16 protein-coding genes are annotated in these 18,007 nt (G+C 26.5%); 11 read left to right on the top strand and 5 right to left on the bottom strand.

Annotation, left to right across the window (positions count from 1 at the left end; translation table 11 throughout):
• Positions 1 to 194 precede the first annotated feature (194 nt).
• The 5 genes from BLS77_RS03910 (at position 195) to BLS77_RS03890 (ending at position 7,680) form a co-directional block, all read left to right on the top strand.
• Positions 195 to 2,372: a hypothetical protein gene (locus BLS77_RS03910; RefSeq protein WP_089966051.1), complete on the top strand. Its 2,178-nt coding sequence runs from the start codon at positions 195 to 197 to the stop codon at positions 2,370 to 2,372.
• Positions 2,373 to 2,548: 176 nt separating this feature from the next.
• Positions 2,549 to 3,463 carry an NUDIX hydrolase gene (locus BLS77_RS03905; protein ID WP_089966049.1) on the top strand — a complete coding sequence of 305 codons (915 nt, stop codon included), beginning with the start codon at positions 2,549 to 2,551 and terminating at the stop codon, positions 3,461 to 3,463.
• Between the two features lie 142 nt (positions 3,464 to 3,605).
• The gene (locus BLS77_RS03900; protein ID WP_089966048.1) at positions 3,606 to 5,072 is read left to right on the top strand and encodes a nicotinate phosphoribosyltransferase; all 1,467 of its coding nucleotides are present in this window, start codon (positions 3,606 to 3,608) and stop codon (positions 5,070 to 5,072) included.
• Positions 5,073 to 5,103: 31 nt separating this feature from the next.
• On the top strand, positions 5,104 to 5,610 hold the full coding sequence (locus BLS77_RS03895; protein ID WP_089966047.1) for a QueT transporter family protein: 507 nt from the start codon (positions 5,104 to 5,106) through the stop codon (positions 5,608 to 5,610).
• 147 nt (positions 5,611 to 5,757) lie between these two features.
• A complete protein-coding gene (locus BLS77_RS03890) occupies positions 5,758 to 7,680 on the top strand; it encodes an ABC-F family ATP-binding cassette domain-containing protein (RefSeq protein WP_089966045.1) in 1,923 nt (640 codons plus the stop codon).
• Positions 7,681 to 7,717: 37 nt separating this feature from the next.
• On the opposite strand, the gene BLS77_RS03885 is transcribed toward BLS77_RS03890, so the two are convergent.
• Positions 7,718 to 8,794 (bottom strand): RibD family protein, encoded by a 1,077-nt coding sequence (locus BLS77_RS03885; RefSeq protein WP_089966043.1) that lies wholly within the window; start codon positions 8,792 to 8,794, stop codon positions 7,718 to 7,720.
• Between the two features lie 267 nt (positions 8,795 to 9,061).
• On the opposite strand from BLS77_RS03885, the gene BLS77_RS03880 reads away from it, so the two are divergent.
• The 4 genes from BLS77_RS03880 to BLS77_RS03865 all read left to right on the top strand — a co-directional run bounded on the left by BLS77_RS03880 (position 9,062) and on the right by BLS77_RS03865 (position 13,595).
• Positions 9,062 to 9,673, top strand: coding sequence for an acetate uptake transporter (locus BLS77_RS03880; RefSeq protein ID WP_089966041.1), 612 nt, complete (start codon positions 9,062 to 9,064; stop codon positions 9,671 to 9,673).
• Between the two features lie 62 nt (positions 9,674 to 9,735).
• Complete coding sequence (locus BLS77_RS03875) at positions 9,736 to 9,921, top strand: hypothetical protein (protein ID WP_089966040.1); 186 nt, start codon at positions 9,736 to 9,738, stop codon at positions 9,919 to 9,921.
• Between the two features lie 203 nt (positions 9,922 to 10,124).
• Positions 10,125 to 11,621, top strand: coding sequence for a DUF2828 family protein (locus BLS77_RS03870; protein WP_175490759.1), 1,497 nt, complete (start codon positions 10,125 to 10,127; stop codon positions 11,619 to 11,621).
• 993 nt (positions 11,622 to 12,614) lie between these two features.
• Positions 12,615 to 13,595 (top strand): tyrosine recombinase XerC, encoded by a 981-nt coding sequence (locus BLS77_RS03865; RefSeq protein WP_242873935.1) that lies wholly within the window; start codon positions 12,615 to 12,617, stop codon positions 13,593 to 13,595.
• Positions 13,596 to 13,731: 136 nt separating this feature from the next.
• On the opposite strand, the gene BLS77_RS03860 is transcribed toward BLS77_RS03865, so the two are convergent.
• Complete coding sequence (locus tag BLS77_RS03860) at positions 13,732 to 14,259, bottom strand: hypothetical protein (protein ID WP_089966036.1); 528 nt, start codon at positions 14,257 to 14,259, stop codon at positions 13,732 to 13,734.
• 63 nt (positions 14,260 to 14,322) lie between these two features.
• Positions 14,323 to 14,712: a hypothetical protein gene (locus BLS77_RS03855; RefSeq protein WP_089966035.1), complete on the bottom strand. Its 390-nt coding sequence runs from the start codon at positions 14,710 to 14,712 to the stop codon at positions 14,323 to 14,325.
• Positions 14,713 to 14,921: 209 nt separating this feature from the next.
• Here BLS77_RS03855 and lexA point away from each other — a divergent pair, with 209 nt between their 5' ends.
• Together lexA and BLS77_RS03845 are read left to right on the top strand one after the other, a co-directional pair.
• Entirely contained in the window at positions 14,922 to 15,527 is a 606-nt protein-coding gene (gene lexA, locus BLS77_RS03850; protein ID WP_089966033.1) for a transcriptional repressor LexA, read from the top strand.
• A gap of 156 nt (positions 15,528 to 15,683) precedes the next feature.
• The gene (locus BLS77_RS03845; protein WP_089966031.1) at positions 15,684 to 16,271 is read left to right on the top strand and encodes a DUF3267 domain-containing protein; all 588 of its coding nucleotides are present in this window, start codon (positions 15,684 to 15,686) and stop codon (positions 16,269 to 16,271) included.
• A 99-nt stretch (positions 16,272 to 16,370) separates the two neighbouring features.
• Here the strand turns inward: BLS77_RS03845 and BLS77_RS03840 are convergent, their stop codons facing one another.
• Positions 16,371 to 17,648, bottom strand: a complete 1,278-nt coding sequence (locus tag BLS77_RS03840) for a methionine gamma-lyase family protein (protein WP_089966029.1) — start codon at positions 17,646 to 17,648, stop codon at positions 16,371 to 16,373.
• A gap of 108 nt (positions 17,649 to 17,756) precedes the next feature.
• On the bottom strand, positions 17,757 to 18,002 hold the full coding sequence (gene hfq / locus BLS77_RS03835) for an RNA chaperone Hfq (protein WP_089966026.1): 246 nt from the start codon (positions 18,000 to 18,002) through the stop codon (positions 17,757 to 17,759).
• Positions 18,003 to 18,007: the final 5 nt, after the last annotated feature.

Genomic DNA, 18,007 nt, shown 5'->3' with positions numbered 1-18,007 from the left:
AAAACACTTAAGAATAAATTACTATAGTTTATTCTTAAGTGTTTATTAAATTTAAATAAGTATTTGTAATTATGTTTGAATAGTCTTCATAGAATATATAGATATCAATTAGTATAGGCTTTTATCTATATAACTAATGTGATAGTTTAAAATTCAATATAAAAAGGGGGGCTGCACTTTAGCAGCGTATATTTATGAAATGTTTAGATGTTAAAGAAGAAAATTTATTCCTTATATCCCAATTGGACTATATACAAGAAATAGCTGTAATCCTTGCTAATAAAGATAATAGCTTGATAATAGATGGTCCACCTAGCAGCGGTAAAGAAGAAACTATCATTAATATAATTTCCAACAGCTTATATCAAGGAAAGAGAGTCTTACTTATATCTAAGAACTTAAATATACTTAATAGTATCTATGGAAGATTAAATTATATAAACAATCAAATAAGCTTGCTAGTAGATTCTGATATTGATTTAGATTGTTTTTATAAAAATATATCTAGATCAATAAATCAATTATCAAAAAATACTGGTAGTACCACATTAAGTAAAATAAAAGTTTTATCAAGAGATATAGATAAAAAAATTGAAATATTAAATAGCATAAATGAATTATTCTATACAGTTAGACCCTGTGGTTTAAATTTACTAGATATGTATAAAACAACTGAAAAAATAAATAATACCCATATTTTATATAAGTATTATAAAATTTATAGAATTAAAAACCCATTTGTTAATTATAAATATGATGAAATAAATAGCTCTGTTAATAAATTGCTTAATGAAGATATTATAGATAGATATGTTAAATATAAACGTTTTAAAAAGAATAAATTATTTTCTAAATTAATTAATAATATTAGCGAAAATAGTTTGTCGGTAGCAATATCAAAAATTAGCTCGCTTTTAAATAATCCTTTAGCCTTTGAATTACCTCTATATAATTCAGAGTATAAAAATGACTTTATTTCTGCATTTTCAATTAATAATACACTTAAAGTTGACTCTATTAAAGCATTGGCTCAACTTATAAATTCAAAGCATAATTCTTCTATGCTTAATAAAGATACTATAATAAATAAATGGAGTCCTATTTATTGGATAAGGCATAGATCTATAATTAAGATTCAACAAGATAAAGAAGTTATATTTAATAATCTTGAAAAAAAAATTTATTTAGAATTTTTAGAAAATCTAGAAAATATCAACTTTTATATCAAAGCTTTTGATTTTATGAAAGATATTATAAATAAGGATGAGTACAATAATTTCATAAAAACTTTATTAAAAAATGAAGATATTATTGATTATCTAACAAACTTAAAAAATATATTAAATATATATCAAAGCTTTAAAAAATCAACTGAAGAAATAAATCATTTCGATAATATAGAAAATGAAATTCTAACTTACTGCTATAATAATACTGAAAAAAAAGAAGATATAAAAATTTTATTAAGATGTATCCCTAGTTTATATGTAAACTATAATATAGAAAAAATAGAAACTACTGAAACAGATATTCTTTATTATTATAAAAATTTTGAGATTATATTAAAAGAAATTCAACTTTCTATTAATACTAAGATTTCATTTATTCCTTTAGGAATAAAATATATTTGGGATAATAAAGTTTCAGAATTATTAAGAATAAAAGATATAACTAATCCTAATATAGCTGATTATTTAAATAATCCTGAACCTAAATTAGAAATTTATGATTTTTTAACATTATTTAAATTTATTATATTTGATATATACCCTTGTGTTATATTGAATTTTAATAATGTTCATAATGTATTACCTAATATAAAAGGATTATTTGATGTTGTTATCTTCTATGATGGAAGTAATATTTATGAAGATGATATAGAAGATGATATATATAAGGAAAATACACATATAATTACAGGAGAATCTGTTGAAAACCCTAAAAAGTGCTTATTAAATACTACCTCCTCAAAATACACGACTACAAAATTGAAATCTAAATGCTCTAATTTAGATGAATTATTTGAAGATGATTTTAAATTCAAAAGTTATTTGCAAAAAGAACTTTATGATACATTTATAGGATTAGGCTATAAAATTAGAATAAACGTTAATATTTCAGGATATAATCTTAATTTAGTATTTTATAATAATAACTATAAAATACCGATTTTAATATTAGAGTGTGATGACATTATATATAATAGTAATTATAATGCTAGAGAAGTTGACATATATAGACGTAACTATTTAGAAAGTATCGGTTGTAATATAGTTAGAGTTTGGAGTAGGGATTGGTGGTTAAATAAAAAAAATGAAATTAGAAGGATTAAAGAAATTGCAGAAGAATTTTTATTGGAATTTAAAATTTGATAAGACCTTTCAAAAAAATAATAAGTCAGAATGCGACGTAGCCTATTAAACTAGACGAGCATATCAACTTGTTATTTTTTTGAATATTCCTAAGTTATTATTGACATTTTAAGGCGTTAGTAATATATTATAAACATACATATTATCAAACAGATAATAAGCAAGGTGGGTTATTTATGAAGGATATTAAAGGTCTAACTGAAGAAGAATATTTAGAAAAATATAATTCATCTAAATATGAAAAACCTTCCTTAACTGTAGATATACTATTATTCACATTAGATGAAATTAGAAACGAAGATATTAAGAGGTTACCTGAAAAAGAACTTAAGATTCTTCTTATTAAAAGAAATGAGCATCCATTCATAGGAACTTGGGGAATATCTGGTGGCTTTGTTGATATTAATGAAAGTGTAGATAATGCAGCCTATAGAGAACTTACCAAAGACGCGAATATAGAAGATGTTTATATGGAACAGCTATATACCTGGGGAGAGGTTAATCGTGATCCAAGAATGAGAGTAGTATCTGCTTCATATATTGCATTAGTTAATAAACAAGGATTAAAAGAAAAGGCAGGGGATGAGGTAAATGATTTAGCTTGGTTCTCCATTAGTAAAGAGTTGATAAGTGATTATACAACTCAAAATGGTCAACTTATTAAAAACTACATTATATCTTTAATAAGTAATGAAAAAGATATAAAAATTATATATAAGATCAAAGAAACTAATATTTTTATAGGATTCAATACAAAAGTTGATTATAAGTTCGAAGTTGAAAAAAGTTCGAATTCTACGTTAGCTTTTGATCATGTAGAAATACTAAGCTATGCATTAGAAAGAATGAGTAATAAAGTACAATATACAACAATTGCATTTAGCCTACTATCTAAAAATTTCACTTTAACAGAACTTCAACAAGTATATGAACTATTGCTTGGTCGCAAGCTTACTAAACCTAACTTTAGAAGGTGGATATCTAAAATAGTTGAAGAAACATCATATACTAAAAGAGAAGGTAGTTATAGACCTTCAAAACTATATACATTAAATAAAAAACTAATATTAAAAGAATTTATAAATATATAGGATGATTTTTAAAATGTTAGACTTATATAAGCTTAAATCAAAGGGTATCAAGGTTGTAAAATCAATTAAGATACAATAATTTATAAATGTTTTATTGAACATCCCTTAGATTCAAATAGTACAATAAATACGGAGGATGACTATGAGTAAAATAAATTTGAAAAATAAAAGAAATATGTCTATGCTAATGGATTTCTATGAATTAACTATGAGTAATGGATATTTTAAAAATGGATTAAAGGATAAAGTAGTTTATTTTGATGTTTTCTTTAGAAAAGTTCCTGAAAATGGTGGATTTGCCCTTATGGCAGGTCTTGAACAAGTAATAGAATATATAGAAGGTTTAAAATTTGATGAAGATGATATAGATTACTTAAGATCTAAAAATTGTTTAGATGAAGAATTTTTGCAATATCTATCTAGCTTTAAGTTTACAGGGGATATATATGCGTTTGAAGAAGGAACACCTATATTTCCAAATGAGCCTATTTTAACAGTTAAAGCTCCTGTAATAGAAGCACAGCTTATAGAAACTATGATTTTATTAACTTTAAACCACCAATCATTGATAACTACAAAGTCTAATAGGATAGTTAGAGCTGCAAATGGAAGAGGAGTTATGGAATTTGGTGCAAGAAGATCTCAAGGATATGATGGTGCAATATATGGTGCTAGAGCTGCTTATATTGGTGGCGTAATAGCTACTGCTACAACTTTAGCTGGACAGGTGTTTGGAATACCTGTATCAGGGACAATGGCGCATAGCTGGGTACAATTGTTTGAAGATGAATATACTGCATTTAAAACTTACGCTGAAAATTATCCGGATTCAAGTACATTTTTAGTAGATACTTACTCTGTTCTACAATCTGGTGTTCCAAATGCTATAAAAGTATCTAAAGAAGTATTAGAGCCTATGGGTTGTAGATTAAAAGGCATAAGACTAGATAGTGGTGATATGGCATATCTTTCAATAAAAGCAAGAAAAATGTTAGATGAAGCTGGGTTAACTGATTGTAAAATAGTTGCATCTAATTCGCTTGATGAATATACAATTACATCTTTATTTAATCAAGGTGCAAAAATAGATCTTTTTGGAGTAGGAGAAAGACTTGTAACTTCAAAAGCTGAGCCTGTATTTGGAGGGGTTTATAAACTAGTTGCTGTAGAAAATGAAAATATGGAGCCCGAAGCTAGAATTAAGATTTCAGAAAATGCTGAGAAAGTAAGTAATCCTGGGCATAAGAAAGTATATAGATTTTTTGATAAAGATAGTAACAAAGCAATTTGTGACGTTATCACATTAGCTCATGAGGTTATAGATATTAATAAACCATATACTATCTTCGATCCAGTTCATATTTGGAAGAAGAAAAAACTTAAAAATTTTTATGTTAAAGAATTACAGGTTCCTATATTTAAAAATGGAGAGGTTGTATATACATCTCCTTGTTTAAATGATATAAGATCATATTGCTTAAGCCAAGTTAATACTTTATGGGAAGAGGTAACAAGGTTTGAAAATCCACATACTTTCTATGTAGATTTATCTAAAGAACTTTGGACTTTAAAAGATAATATGATTAAAAAATATAGCAATGAAGAATAGAATTTAAATCAAATATTTAGAGGTGATTACTATGAAAAAAAACATTTCAAACAAATTAGTAAAAACAGCAGTAGTTGCAGCACTTTATACAGTTTTAACTGTAATGCTCGCTCCAATTTCCTATGGAATAATTCAATTTAGAGTATCAGAAGTTATGGTATTACTAGCTTTCTTTAATCCACTTTATATTGGTGGATTAACACTTGGTTGCTTAATTTCAAACATATTTGGTGGTAATGGTCCGTTAGATATTATACTTGGAACTTTTGCAACGTTTATAAGTGTTGTATCTATAAGCTTAACGTCCAGAATATTGAAAACTAATAAATTCAGCCTTGCAATTGCTTCTATATGGCCAGTAGTATTTAACGGAGTAATTATAGGTTGGATGTTAAATATAGTGTCAGGAGCTCCTTTATTGTTAACAATGGTAGAGGTTGGACTAAGTGAATTTATAATTATTTCAATTATAGGAGTTCCATTAGCTTTATTATTAAAGAATAAATATGGGACTAAACTTAATTTAGCTAAAAGTTAATAATTTTGTGCATAAAGGAGAGGTTTAATTACTTCTCCTTTTAAGTTTAATTAATAAATAAGTAAAACAGTGTTTTAAATTGTCTATGATAGTGATAGAATAACAATTGAACATTAGTTATAATTTAATTACATAAGGGAGAAAAGTATGAATTTAATTACATTAGAGAACATAAGTAAAAGTTATAGTGAGAAAGTATTATTAGACAATGTATCTCTTGGTATAGAAACTGGAGAGAAAATTGGATTAATTGGAATAAATGGTGCAGGAAAATCTACTTTATTAAAAATTGTAACTGGACGAGATGAATTTTTTAACGGCTCAGTTATAAAAGGAAAAAATATAAGGGTAGAGTACTTATCCCAAAATCCTGATTTTAATAAGGATTTTACAGTACTAGAACAAATATTTAGAGGGGATACTCCAGAGATGAAATTACTAAGGGAGTATGAAACTTTACTTGAGGATATAAATGATGCTAATTATGATGAAGAGAAAAATAACAGGTTAATATCGCTTCAAGGAAAAATCGATGATATGAACATTTGGGATTTAGAAAGTGATGCCAAATCCATACTTAACAAACTTGGAATAACGGATTATACTGTTAAAATGGGAGTATTATCCGGTGGTCAAAAAAAGAGAGTATTCTTAGCTTCGTCATTAATAACCCCTTGTGAATTATTAGTTCTAGACGAGCCTACTAATCACTTAGATGCAAACTCTATAGAGTGGTTAGAAGAATATATTAACGCTAGAAAAGGCGCATTATTAATGATTACACATGATAGATATTTTCTAGATAGAGTCGCTAATAGAATTATTGAACTTGATAGGGGAAAACTATTTTCTTATGAAGGTAATTATAGTGACTTTCTAGAGAAAAAGGCAGAAAGATTAGCACTTGAATCAGTTACGGAAGATAAAAGGCAAAAACTCCTTATTAAAGAATTAGCATGGGTTAGAAAAGGTGCTAAAGCAAGAACTACAAAACAAAAGGCTAGAATTCAAAGATATGATGATTTAGTTAATGAAGAACATATAGAAGTTAAAGGTGCTATCGAAATGCCTTTCGTTGGTAGAAGACTTGGTAAAAAAGTAGTAGAGTTATATAATATATCAAAATCATTTAGTGATAGGAATCTTATTTCTGACTTTAACTATATATTCTTAAGAGATGATAGAGTTGGTATAGTTGGAGATAATGGTATGGGGAAAACTACACTAATAAACATTATAACCGGAGTTCTAAAACAAGACTCAGGAACATTAGAAATTGGAGAAACAGTTAAAATAGGAGTGTTTACTCAAGATGATAAAGAAATGGATGGTTCTTTAAGAGCTATTGATTATGTAAAAGAAGGTGGAGAGACTATCCCTACTGAAGATGGTACTAAAATAACAGCATCTCAGCTTGCTGAGAGGTTTATGTTTGATGGTACCATGCAATATACTCCGGTATCTAAGTTATCAGGTGGAGAAAGACGAAGACTTCACTTATTAAGAATTTTAATGGAAGCTCCAAATGTCTTAATACTAGATGAACCTACAAATGATTTAGATATTGAAACACTAAAAACTCTTGAGGATTTTCTAGATGATTTTATGGGTGTTGTAATAGTTGTCTCTCATGATAGATACTTTTTAGATAGAATCTGTAATAAAATATTTTCTTATGAAGGCAATGGCCAAATAAAAAATTACCCTGGTAATTATAGTAATTTTTTAATTTCAAAAGAAATAGAGAATTTTAAAGAAAAAGAAGAATCTGTACCATATAAAATAAAAGATGAAACTAAACAATCAGAACAAAAGAAGCGGGAAGATAAACCTAAATTTACTTTTAAAGAACAAAAAGAGTACGAAGCTATTGATGATAATATTATAAAAACAGAATCTGAAATAGAGTCAATTACTAAAAAAATTAATGAAAATTCTTCTAACTATGGATTGCTAAATGAATTAGTTAAGTCAAAAAGAGAATTAGAGGAGTTACTTGAGAAGTTGTATGAAAGATGGGAATACTTAAATGAAATACTACTAAAAATAGAAGGGTATAAGACTTCTTAATTTTTACTAAAAGAAGCCCTAATTTATGGGGCTTCTTTTATATATACCCTTCAATTAATATATCAGTTCCGAACTGTTTTATACTTATATCATTTAATGGTATTCCGCTTTTCATAAAATCAATCCCATTGCCTGTTACTGGAGAAAGGGAATTTTTACCACCTATAATCTTTGCTCCTATAAATACAGATACTTTATCAACAATTCCATCTTCAACTGCTGAGAATATTAAATTTCCTCCTCCTTCTATTAAAACACTATCAATATTTAACTCTGATAGCTTAACCATTAAATTTACTAAATCAATTTTTCCATTAATTTCCTCACATATAATAAATCTAACTCCCCGTGTTTGTAATATTTTAGCTTTAACTTTATCATAATTATGAGTAACGGCTATAAATGTTGGTGTATTATAAGCATCGTTAAGAACGTTGCAATCCATTTGTATTCGTAATTTACTATCTACTATAATTCTATATGAATTACGACCACCTGGATGTTTGCAAACCAAGGTTGGATCATCTCTTAATATAGTATTAATTCCAACCATTACAGCTGTATATTTATTCCTTAGTTCGTGAGAATATGCATAACATTTATTAGTAGTAATATCTAAATTATTACCAATATAAGAGGCTGCTTTACCATCCAGTGTCATGCACCATTTCACATGAACAAAGGGTCTATTATTAATAAATTGGTTATTATAAATTTCATTTAAATTATTACATTCATTTTCTAAGATACCAACCTTTACTTGCAATCCTAATCCGCATATCTTTGCTACTTTTGAACTCATTAATACTACTTCTGGATTTAGAGTTCCAGAAACAATACGTGAAAAGTTTTTCGTTTCAATATATTTAATGGTGTCTTCTTTAAAATCCGGATAAGTAATATATATAGTTGACTTGTTTAACTGCATATCGATTATATTATTATTTAATATGACCTTTTCTATTAAATTTATTTTATCTGTATTTTCATAAAAATCTTTACCTATTAATTTATTATCCTTAACTATTACAATCCCTATTAAGGGATTAGCCTGTACACGTCCAATTCCGTTTTTAGCGCATTCAATAGCTATGTTCATATAAAATTCATCCATAGTAAGCCTCCATTTATTTAAGAAATTTTAAATTATATAATAATACATCTTATCAAGTTATATTATACCCTATTATGTAATATAACGCTAAATATTCAATGGTAAATTATATAAAGATATACTTTTAATAAAATAAATATCATATTTATTTTATTAATAATATATTTTTATAGGTTAACTTCTAATATATAATAATATTGACAACAACTTAAAAATCTGTTATCTTTGTTAAGGTTAAATATAATTACTTTTACTAAGGAGGAAATCATGGAAGAAATAAAAAAAATTAAGATAGTTACAGCCGATCCCTCGGCATTAGGATTATTTGGACTAGCTATAATTACATTAGTCGCATCGTCACAAAAATTAGGATTAACTAGCGGGGTATCTTTAGTTTTGCCTTGGGCAATATTTTTAGGTGCTTCAGCTCAATTATTAGCTTGTATTAATGATTTTAAACATGATAATACATTTGGATCAACTGCTTTTGGAGCATATGCATTCTTCTGGTATGCTATGGGATTCACTTGGTTAATACAAAATGGAGTATTTGGAGAAAAGCTTGCAGCCGGTGCAGATACTAAGCAATTAGGTTTTGCTTTTCTTGGATATTTAATATTCACTATATTTATGACTATAGGAGCAATGGAAACACATAAAGTATTATTTATAATATTTGTATTTATTGATTTTTTATTCTTAGGATTAACTTTAAATGCTTTTGAAATTATTCCACACTTTGCACATAGTTTAGCTGCTTGGTCAGAATTATCAATTGCTATAATGTCATTTTACGGATCAGGGGCTGCTGTTCTAAACAAACATTTTGGCAGAATATTTTTACCTGTAGGAAAGCCTTTTGGAATATTTAAAAAGTAATTTTAAGAGCCTTATTTAGGCTCTTTTTTAGTATAATATATAAGTAAAAAGGAGTGTCTTTTATGGAATTATGGATTACGGTAAAGGGTAAAAAAGAGCCTATTATATATACAGGTGATAGGATAGATATTTTGGATTTTGAAATGGAAGGAATAAAATATAAACAAATAAGATATTTTAGAAAAGGAATTTCTAAATCAGAGTTAATAAATAATGCGTTAATAATTAAATTTCAAGAAAAGATATAAGTGTCAATTTGGCACTTTTTTTTGTTCTATAAATTAATTTGATTTCATATAATATATTATTAAGTAAAGATACAGACAGCAAATAATCACTTATTGTGATCTAAACTGTATCTTGATAAAGACACTTACAGCAATTATTCACACAATGTAATTTGTTTTAAATAATAATGTGTCTTGTAATAATTTTTAGGAGGAGTATTAGTATGGCTATAAAATTTTTGACTAAATTAAGAAAAGAACTCTACAACGTATCGGAAGTGGAAGATTTTGAATATGTAATTAAGGATCTAAAAAATGATAATAAGGCTATACTAAAATTTTTAACAACTTCAAAAGATTTACGCAATAAAAGTGAAGCTGAAATTATAGAGTGCTTTATTTCTGCTTTTGAATGTAATGGATTACTAGCAATTAAAGCTCTTTTCTATATTCGTGATAAAGTTTGCGGACTAGGTGAACGAAGGGTTTTTAAAGTAATAATAAATTATCTAGCCCTTAATGAAAGTGAAATATTAGTAAAAAATTTACAGTTGATTTATAAATATGGTCGATGGGATGATTATTATGTTTTGTTTTATACGCCTTTAGAAGAAGAAGTAATTAGATTATTCAAAAATCAACTTTCTATTGATTTAAATTCAAAAACTCCATCAATGCTAGGTAAATGGTTAAAATCTGAAAATACCTCATCTAAGAATTCAAGGAAGCTAGCCGTTAGAACTCGTAGACTTTTAGGATATACCTCTCAACAGTATAGATTGATCTTATCATCATTAAGAAAAAAAATAGATATAATAGAGAAAAAAATTAGTGCAGGAAATTTTAATTCTATAGATTATTCTAATTTTTCATTAGATACGTGTTTAAGATATAAAAACTCATTTATTCGCAATGATAGAGAACGCTATATGAAACATATTAAAATATATAATAAAAATGATAAATTAAAATTGAATACTGATAGAATAAAGAATCTAACCCAAACTCCTTTTAATATAATAGAATTAATTATGAACAATAAGGGGAGTATAACTCATGAAACTAAATCTATTTATGAAAATATATGGAATATTGTTTGTGATAATTATAAAGAAATATTACAGGATACCTATGTTATTATTGCTATATCTGATAAAGCGATAAAAGCATGTGCTGAAGCGTATAAAGTATGTATATCAACAGTTCTTTTTTTTAATAATTTTAATTCTAGTAGTTTTAAAGATTATTATATGTACTTTAAAAAAGATCCTTATTTTGCTAAAGTGCAGAGTTGTGGCATAGTCGAACAAGTTAATAACATGAAAAATTTTAAGTTATCAACTCCAAATAATATTGAATCAGCCTTAGACTTGTTGCTATTTACTTCAATCAAAAAAGATTTATCAAACAATAAAATCCCTAAAAACATATTAATTATATCTGATTTAGATTTAGAGCATAAATATAAAGAAAGTAATGATATTCAGTTGATAAAAAATAAATGGAAAACATCCGGTTACATAATGCCAAAATTGAAGTTTTGGCAAATAGAGGAGGGGAGTTTAAACAAGAGCATTAGCAAAGATATTTATTCTAATATTTTTGCTAGAGGTTATTCAAAAGAAATATTCACGTCTTTACTTAAAGAAGAAGTTATTAATTCTGATGAGTTGATTTTAAAATCTTTAGAAAATAATAGATATAATGATATTAGCTATTGATAGATCATTTATAAAATATGCAATTATAACACCTATTAGTTTTGGTGTATTTTTTTTTTTTTTTTTTTTGATAATTAATAGTAGATACGTTTTTTAAAAAATACTTTACGGGAAATAAAGTGTTATAAAAAGTTTCAATTTTTAATATTATTGATTTAGCAATAAATAACATATTGTGGATATAATTGTGCACATAAAAATACAAAATTAATGTATAGCAAAATAATATATAAAATTTTAGGTATACATAGCATACGACACATAATCGATTTTAACGACAAAATTATTTTTAAAATATTTCATAGCAAGTAAATCTATTATTATTAAAAACTTCAATTCATTTTTTTCTATAAATCGATTGTGCATTTATCATTGAGAATATCTATTTTACTAAGATTAGACTAAAAGAGTGCGTATATTAGTAAAATAAGTTATTAAAACTAGTTTTATAATATGAAATTTTTATATTATAAAAAATTACTATAACTTTCACTTCAAAAACATTGCGCTAAATGTATATTTAGCGCAATTCGTGTACTTGAAAGAAAAAAACAGCTGTGTTATAATAGATTCAAGGCTTTGAAGCCTATTGGGGGTTTGAAAAAAGTGCAATTAACAACGAAATCTTATAAATATAAAAATTATGAGTACACTAAAGAAATTAAAGACTTAATTAATATAGATTTAAATTCTACTGACAAAAAGAAACTTCATAATATATATTCTAATTACTATAATTTGAATTCAGAACGAATATATGAGTTTATAATCGAGGATTTATATATATTAGTAGAAAAGCATAAATTGCCAACTAGTCAACTATCAAAAATTTATAATGTTGGCATTCGATATATTCAAATTTGGCTTAAAGAATTAGGTTTAAATAGAACTCTAAAAAAAGCTAGCAAAATATCTAGCAAAAATAAAATTAGCCCCGTTTTAAATAAACTAACAGATAGTAATTACAAGTTAGAAATTAAAGATAAATTCGGAATTTCAGAAGCTAAAATAATTAATTTACCTCAATGTGTTATAGATTTCTTGAATTATTTAGAAACTATTAAAGGTAAGTCAAATAACACTATCGAAGCTTATAAAGTTGATTTAACTATGTTTTTTAGATTTTTAAAAGTTTATAAAGGTCTAGTATTCGATAAAAATTTAGAATTTGAAGAAATACAAATAAACGATATCGACAATAGCTTCATAAGAAAAATAAAACTTACGGATTTATATGCTTTTTTATCCTTTACCGAAAAACAAAGAGGTAATGGTACTCACGCAAGGGCTCGTAAAGTAGCAACCTTGAAATCATTTTTTAAATTCTTACAAGGTAAATCTAAAATTATTGATGATAACCCAACTTTAGAGTTAGAATCTCCTAAAATAAACAAAAGGCAACCTGTTTACTTAACCTTAGATGAAAGTGTAAATTTATTACATTCAATGAATAAAGAAAATAAAAATTTTGAACGTGACTATTGTATAATTACTCTATTTTTGAATTGCGGTATGCGATTATCGGAGTTATGCAGTATTAAAATAGATAAAATAAAAGGTGATATTCTAACTATTATAGGTAAAGGAAATAAGGAACGGACTGTTTATTTAAATGCAGCTTGCATTAGATCTATTTATGCTTACTTAGCTGTTAGAGAGGATTTTAAAGCTACTGATGATGAAAAAAAATACTTACTACTCTCCTCTCATCAAAAACCTATCAATAAAAGAACTGTTGAGGTCCTAGTCAAAAAACATGTTCGCAGTTCAGGGATGACTAATGATAAATATACACCTCACAAGCTTAGACATACAGCTGCAACTTTAATGTACAAGCATGGCAATGTGGATATACGTAGTCTTCAAAGCATCCTAGGCCATGAAAACATCGCAACTACCCAGATATATACACATGTAGATAATGATACGTTACGTGATGCTGTAAATTCTAATCCTCTTGCTAATATTAAATAATCTATTTATTATTTTTTAGATATCTTATTAAAATGCCATTTTCAAAGATTCAGAACATACGTTCTAAAGCTTTGAAAATGGCATTTTTCTCTTTTATAATTAAAAAATATTTTAAATTAGTTTTACATAATGTTTATTATGTGTTGTATAATTCTGAACCTAGTATCTCATATAAAGAGTTTATAATTTTAATATCATCTCCATCATAAATTATAAGAAGTTCACCTTTCTTATAATAATGAGGTGTTTTATTCCAAGATGATTTTGTCCCGTTAATAACTAACCCCTTCTCTGTTATAGCTGAGGTATCTTTTTCTAAAGTACTAAGTTCTTCATAATCATATGCAGAAACCTTATCTTCCCCAATTTCTACTTCAAACTTCGGAGCGTCAAAAAAATCTTTATCTTTGGCTATGATTTCTACTCTATAATTTTTTGACTCCATATCTAACTTGAAATTTTCTAGATTATAATCACTTACTTTTTTATTATCACTATAGTTTTTAACTGTTTTTCCAGTAGTTTCATCACCAGTTATCATCTCTTTTCCTTTTTCCACTATATTTTTAGTATTATCTATTGATTTTTCATTTGTAGAACAAGATACAAATACAGTTATTATAGTAGCTAATGTCAGTAATGATATAACAACTCTTTTTTTCATAAAAATATCCTCCTTTTATTTACCTTATAAATATAGTGTAAACAAAGGAGGGAAAAGTATTCATTATTTATTTTTAAATCTTCTAACACCTGGAAAAACTTCTTCTGTCATTTCCTCTAAATTTAATTCATCAAATAATTCCATATCATCTAGATATTCTATATTTTCAAAGGCATCTACGTATTCTGTTTCAGCATCATCCTCAACTAGAAACTCTTCCGCTGTAATAGTTTTTTCTTCTAATTCCTTATCAGTTTCTAATCTTAATTTTTCTAGTTCTGTTTTAAATTTCGCTTCTAAAATTTCATTTTCTTCTACAGTTTTAGATATTTCTTCAATTTTTATTGCTCTTACATCTATACCTTCTTGTTGTAAACAATCTCCACAATTATCACATATTTTACCTTCATACACATCACAATAATCATCTTCTGTATATATTTTTTTATTCATATATAAACACCACCTATTAGTTATAAACTTATTTTATAAAATTTAAGCAAACTTAATTATAGCTAACTTTATACATTTAAGCAATGAAAAATGATGTTTTTTTTATTTAATGTATATACTATAATAAAATTGACCAATATTAAAACAAGAACATAAGTTTGATTACCTAATATATATATGTTATAATCTGATAATAGCGAGGTGTTAAAATGAATATTTTAAAGGATAAACAATTAGAAATTTTTGAATTTTTAAAAATACACACTGCCAGTAAAGGGTATCCACCATCGGTTAGAGAAATATGCGATGCAGTGAATTTAAAATCAACCTCTACTGTTCATGGTCATTTAAAAAGATTAGAAAAAAAGGGATTGCTAAAAAGAGATCCCACTAAACCTAGAGCTTTAGAAATTATAGATCCAAATTGCCCTAAAAAAGAAATGCTTTATATACCCATTATAGGTAGAGTTACTGCCGGAATACCTATTTTAGCTACAGAAAATATAGAAGATTTATTTCCTATTCCTATTGATTATATTAAACATAATCAGGAACTATTTATGCTAAAGGTTGTTGGTGACAGTATGATTAATGCAGGTATAAACGACGGTGATTTAGCTATTATAGAACAAAATCAAACAGCTGTTAATGGAGATATTGTTGTTGCTTTAATAGATAATCACGCAACTATAAAAACCTTTTATAAAGAAAGTGATCATATTAGATTACAACCCGAAAATGATGCTTTATCCCCTATTATAGTTAAAGACTGTAGTATATTAGGAAAGTTGGTCGGATTATTTAGAACATATTAGATAAAAAAGAGTCATACATTATTGTGTGACTCTTTTTTATTTAATATGTATAAGGAATTTTTAAAAAATAACCAGTCAGGTTCTTTGGCTTTTTATTTTCTTTCAGTTCCCTACCCTTTAGAGTCACATAATAATATGTGATTGTGAGGGTTATTTATGAAATTTTTAAAAGGAAATACTCCATATAACTGTACCTGTTTAGATTTAAATAATGAATGGAAAGCAATTCATTCACTTAAAAAAAAATATTTTAGCTTTATAAAACTACTTATTGAATTGATTATGGCTTGTATTTATGCTTTTGGGCTAGGTTATAATCTTTTTTATTTAGATAGAGTATTAAAAACAGGACTTATATTCTTAGTTTTATTAGTAGTGAGTTATTTGTTTATAATAATTCCTCATGAATTTTTACATGTACTATGTTATAAAACTAAAGATAATGTAATTATCAGATATTCTTTAATAAAATTAAAATTAGTTTCTTATTTCGACGGGACTATATCTAAATCAAGAGCATTAGTATTAATTATACTGCCATTTATAGTGTTTACTATTATACCTACTGTAGCAAGCTATTTATTAGGATTTAATTTATTCTTATATGCTATAGCTAGTGCAAATTCAATTAAATCTGGAGTGGATTTATTAAATTTTATTTTTGTTATCAAAAATGCACCCCCAAACGGGAAATTAATAGTTAATGAATATGATTTTTATTTTAAATCTGAATCTATAAAATAATAAGGTTAACTTTAAATAAATAGCAAGTCAATACATCGAATTTATTTCGCATATTTGACTTGCTATTTATTTTCACGTCCCCTATTTATCAATAAATATTTAAATTATATTATTTAACGAAATAAGAATACCTATTTTAGCGTGATCAAATGTTAATCCACCTTGTAAATAAGCAATAAAAGGCTCTCTTATTGGTGCATCAGCAGAAAGTTCTATTGATGATCCTTGAATAAATGCGCCTGCTGCCATAATTACTTCATCTGTGTATCCTGGCATTGCCCACGGTTCACACTCTACAAATGAATCTATTGGAGATCCTTTTTGTATTCCAGTACAGAATTTTATAAGCTGTTCTCTATTCCCTATTTTAATAGCTTGAATAATATCACTTCTTTTATCTGTATATTTAGGTAATACTTCAAACCCTGCAAGTTCCATTATTCTTGATGCAAAAATAGCTCCTTTAACCGCTTCCATAGATATATGAGGCGCTAAGAACAACCCTTGATACAAAGTTCGCATTAGTCCAAATGTAGCTCCACACTCTCCACCTACTCCAGGCGTAGTTAATCTAAATGCTGCTTGCTGAACATAATTAGCTTTTCCAGCTATGTATCCTCCACTTGGTGCAATTCCCCCACCGATATTCTTAATTAATGAACCTGCTATTAAATCAGCTCCAACATCAGTTGGTTCTATTATATCTATAAATTCTCCATAACAATTATCAACAAATACAAGAACATCATTTCTTATACTCTTTATAAAGTTAATTATTTCTCCAAGCTCGGATACTAAAAATGACCTTCTCCACCCGTACCCAGTACTTCTTTGTATATGTATAAGTTTTATTGAATTATCTGAAGTTAAAACTTCTTTAATTTTCTCATGGTCAAATTTTTCATTAAGTAAATCAACTTGTTTATATTTGATACCATATTCTTTTAAAGAACCTATATTTTCTTTTCCGTTAATTCCTATAATATTAAGCAAAGTATCATATGGAGTACCTGCTATACTAACCATAGTATCTCCCGGTCTTAAATTTCCCATTAATGCACAGCCTATAGCATGTGTTCCATTTACAAAATGAGGTCTAACTAAAGCAGATTCTGTATTAAATATTCGTGCATAAACCTTATCTAATGAATCTCTTCCAATATCATCGTATCCATATCCCGATGAATTAGTAAAATGTGCATCACTAATCCTTTCTTCTTGAAATGCTTTTAGAACCTTTAATTGATTAAATTCTCTTATTTCATCGTAAATTTTAAAGCTTTCTTCAACGTCTTTTAAAGCTTTTTTATATAATTCAAAAGTATTTTCTTTTATATTATATGATTTCATCATCATTTCTTTAGTTATATTTAACATAATAAGCCTCCTTGAATTCAGCGTTTTTAAACAAAATTAAACACCTTATTACTAATTATACTAAAAAAACACGAAAAATAAAATAGGCAAAATTATTTTGCCTATTTCCTAAAATTCATTATCTTCAATATTATTATTAAATGATATTGGCTTTCCTGGGGTTATAGTAGTAATTGCATGTTTATATACTAACATTTGTTTACCATCAGAATCTAAAACAACAGTAAAACTATCAAAACCCTTAACATAACCTTTTAATTGAAAACCATTTGTTAAATAAATAGTAACTGGAACCGTATTCTTCCTAGCTCCATTTAGAAAAATATCTTGCAAATTATTTATTTGTTTATTCACTTCTA

Source organism: Clostridium gasigenes (assembly GCF_900104115.1).
Classification (GTDB): Bacteria; Bacillota; Clostridia; order Clostridiales; family Clostridiaceae; genus Clostridium; species Clostridium gasigenes.
Note: the sequence above shows the minus strand (reverse complement) of the source record. Positions and strands in the feature narration are given on the sequence as shown.